This is a genomic window from Pseudomonas sp., assembly GCF_050739655.1.
Taxonomy (GTDB): domain Bacteria; phylum Pseudomonadota; class Gammaproteobacteria; order Pseudomonadales; family Pseudomonadaceae; genus Aquipseudomonas.
The window spans coordinates 1-3,168 of sequence record NZ_JBOIBY010000502.1; the positions used below are offsets into that span (position 1 = coordinate 1).

Consider the following 3,168-nt stretch of genomic DNA (forward strand, 5'->3'; position numbering starts at 1 on the left):
AACCACGCCTGGCCAATCTCTGGTCCGCTGAAAGCTTCAGTTGGTTGCAGCAGAAATACCCGGAGGGGATTCCCCAAGAGCAGCTGGATGCCATCGAGGCGGAGCTGAAACGGCCTGTTGAGGTCATGCGCAAACCGTTCAGCCTGGTGCTGGCAGCGGTTGGAGGTGAGTGATGTTGAAGCTGAAGAAAATTCTACAGGAGGTAGGTCGCCCTCAATCGGCCTTGGCCGAGTCGCTGAGTCTCAGTGGTGCCACGGTCGCCCAGCTGCTGAACCACGGCCAGTGGCCGCGCAGTCTGGACAGTGACGAACTTCAGGGACGCATTCGTGTGTTCCTGACCGAATCCGGCGTCAACGATGCCGACATCGCCAACGCCTTTGAAGAAGTGGATCTGCCGTGCGCCAACACGACAGATCCGGCCCTTAAAAAAGAGCCGTCCGGGGAGGACGAACCTATGTTACTGCCAAAGCAGACCCTGCTGCCAAATACACGCAAGGCATTCAGCCTGTTCCGAGATCCTTTTGATGAACTGCAATCTGCCCAGGACATGTGGGTCAGTCCCGATATTCGCTACGTTCGCGAGGTCATGTATCAGACGGCACGTCACGGTGGCTTCCTTGCTGTCGAAGGGGAATCCGGTGCAGGTAAAAGCACGCTTCGCCGTGACCTGGTGAACCGGATTGCCGAGAACAATGACCCTGTGATCACCATCGAGCCCTATGTCCTGGCCTCGGAGGACAATGACGTTAAGGGCAAATCGCTGAAAAGCACCCACATTGCCGAGTCGATGATGGCTGCGGTTGCACCACTGGCGAAACCCAAAAGCAGTCCCGAGGCGCGATTTGCTCAACTTCACAAAGCTTTGAAGGAATCGCACGCGGCCGGCTTTCGCCACTGCCTGGTGATCGAGGAGGCGCACAGCTTGCCGATCCCGACGCTCAAGCACCTCAAACGCATCCTGGAGCTGGAGGTCGGTTTCACCAAACTGGTCAGCATCATCATGATCGGGCAGCCGGAACTGGGCGTGAAACTCAGCGAACGTAACGCCGATGTGCGTGAAGTGGTGCAGCGTTGCGAGCGCGTCATCCTAACGCCCGTCGAAGGCAGCCGTTTGGAAGAGTTCTTGAAGTTCCGGTTTGACCGTGCTGGCAAGGTACTGGGTGAAGTCATTGACGCCAGCGGAATTCAAGCCATTGCTGCACGACTGTCTCAGCCGAGCAAGCGTGGTGGCCGTGACGAAACGGTGTCGTTGTTGTACCCGCTGGCCATCGGCAACCTGGTGATTGCAGCAATGAATCTGGCGACCCAGCTAGGCGTGCCAATCGTCACCGCCGACGTTGTGAAGGGGGTGTGAGATGGTCGCATTGCACCTGGTGCCACCGGCAGTAATACGGCCGTTGAGCATTCTCACTGAGGAATTTCCGACCAAGCTGGCGACTTTTAATAGCCTGACCCGCGACATGCGTGACGCGGGGATCGTCATCAAGGCACTGGTGCTTTCGGACAACAAAATTTTCGTCGATCACCACAGTTTGGATCTGCTGTCGCGGCGATTTGCCCATGAGCTTCGCGGCGTACGTTGCGTCGCTGAAGGGCGATTTGCGCGCAATACGGCAACGATTCGCGGTGTAGGTGTTGTTTGGTTCACTTTGGTGAAGGAGCAGGATCAATGAGCATGACTGACATCAACATTCCGGCAGGCTTTGTCCGTAACGCTGTTGGGCACCTAGTACCGATTGACCAGGTGCGCGAGCAGGACAAGTTGCGTGATCAGGTAGCGATTGGTCTTTCCCAGGAAGCAAAGGCGCTGAGCCTGGCCTTGAAGAATTTCAAGAAAAAGGCGCTTGGTGATGTTGCGGATCTGATCAGCATTGCCGGTGAACGCTACGGCGTGCAGATGGGTGGGAAGAAAGGCAATGTCACAATTGCCACCTATGACGGCAAGTTCAAGGTGGTGCGTTCTTACGCAGATCGGCTGGCTTTTACCGAGGAAATGGAGGTGGCGAAGGTCTTGGTGTACGACTGCATCAAGGCCTGGAGCAAAGGTGCGGACAACCATTTGATGGCTATCGTCGACCGTGTGTTCAGCCCGAACCGTAACGGCCAGATTAAAACCTCAGACGTGCTCGATCTGCTGCGACTGGAGATCGATGACGCCGGTTGGAAGAGCGCAATGCAGGCCGTGAGGGACTCCATTCTGGTATCCGGCAGCTCCGTATACATCCGCGTTTATGAGCGGATCAACGGTACTGATGAATACCGAGCCATTCCCCTTGATCTGGCGGCGGTGTGACATGGACGACGATCGTTTGTTGGAAAAGATCAAGAAATGCCTGGAGATGGCGAAGTCCAAAACCAGCAACCCGCACGAGGCTGAGATTGCACTGCGCCAAGCTCACAAGCTGATGGAATTGTACAACCTTGAGATGGGTGATGTGCTGGCCAGCATGGCGTGTGAGGTCAACATCGCAGCCGGCTCGGACGGTGTGCCCCCGACTTGGCGTGTGCGATTGGCCCAAGTATGTGCCCATGCGTTTGGTACGCGGATGATCATCACGCATGGCTGGCTGACCGGTGGCGGGTTCATTTTCGTCGGGTGCGCCGCAGCACCGGAACTGGCTGGGTATGCCTATGAGGTGCTGGAGAGGCAATTGCAAAAGGCTCGGCGGGAGTTCCTGTCGGTGCCGAAGAATAAACGCTGCAAACGCTCGACGAAGGTGGCTCGTGGTGACCACTTTGCCAATGGCTGGATCGATGCCGTGTACCACAAGGTCGACGAGTTCGCGGGTGTTGAAGACAGTATCGCCGAGGCCATTGAGGCGTACATGGCAAAACACCACCCGGATCTGGAAAAGGCAGAACTCAAGCGTCGCCGAGTGAGGGCCAGAGACGAAGGCGCCATTTCTGCGGGGTATGCAGCTGGCAAGTCGGCTCAATTGCACCAGGCCGTGGGGCATCAACCCCGTGCGCTGTTGACGATGGGGGTTTGACCATGGCCTCGACAAGCACCGGCAAACTCACTTCCGGCGTGTTGGAGTTCCAATCCGTCTGCGATCAGTGCAATCGGCCTCGCATCGTTGGCAACCACGTGAAGTGCAGCAAGATCCGCCAACAGATTCATGCTGCTCGGAACGAAAAACGCAGCGGCCCGCGCTTGCGGTCTGGAGG

At 57.0% G+C, this 3,168-nt stretch carries 4 protein-coding genes; all 4 read left to right on the forward strand.

What is annotated here, in order from left to right; translation table 11 throughout:
- Positions 1-172 precede the first annotated feature (172 nt).
- Genes ACRESJ_RS23940 through ACRESJ_RS23955 form a run of 4 tightly spaced genes read left to right on the forward strand, consistent with a single transcriptional unit; the run spans position 173 to position 2,990 of the window.
- Positions 173-1,354 (forward strand): ExeA family protein, encoded by a 1,182-nt coding sequence (locus ACRESJ_RS23940; RefSeq protein ID WP_431760120.1) that lies wholly within the window; start codon positions 173-175, stop codon positions 1,352-1,354.
- Between the two features lies 1 nt (position 1,355).
- A complete protein-coding gene (locus tag ACRESJ_RS23945; RefSeq protein ID WP_431760121.1) occupies positions 1,356-1,673 on the forward strand; it encodes a hypothetical protein in 318 nt (105 codons plus the stop codon).
- Entirely contained in the window at positions 1,670-2,293 is a 624-nt protein-coding gene (locus tag ACRESJ_RS23950) for a DUF3164 family protein (RefSeq protein WP_431760122.1), read from the forward strand. The genes ACRESJ_RS23945 and ACRESJ_RS23950 overlap by 4 nt, the downstream gene beginning before the upstream one ends.
- A gap of 1 nt (position 2,294) precedes the next feature.
- Entirely contained in the window at positions 2,295-2,990 is a 696-nt protein-coding gene (locus ACRESJ_RS23955; protein ID WP_431760123.1) for a DUF2786 domain-containing protein, read from the forward strand.
- Positions 2,991-3,168 lie beyond the last annotated feature (178 nt).

Coding starts and splice junctions, on each gene's coding strand:
- ACRESJ_RS23940 (WP_431760120.1), top strand. CDS start 173: ATGTTGAAGCTGAAGAAAATTCTACAGGAGGTAGGTCGCCCTCAATCG.
- ACRESJ_RS23945 (WP_431760121.1), top strand. CDS start 1,356: ATGGTCGCATTGCACCTGGTGCCACCGGCAGTAATACGGCCGTTGAGC.
- ACRESJ_RS23950 (WP_431760122.1), top strand. CDS start 1,670: ATGAGCATGACTGACATCAACATTCCGGCAGGCTTTGTCCGTAACGCT.
- ACRESJ_RS23955 (WP_431760123.1), top strand. CDS start 2,295: ATGGACGACGATCGTTTGTTGGAAAAGATCAAGAAATGCCTGGAGATG.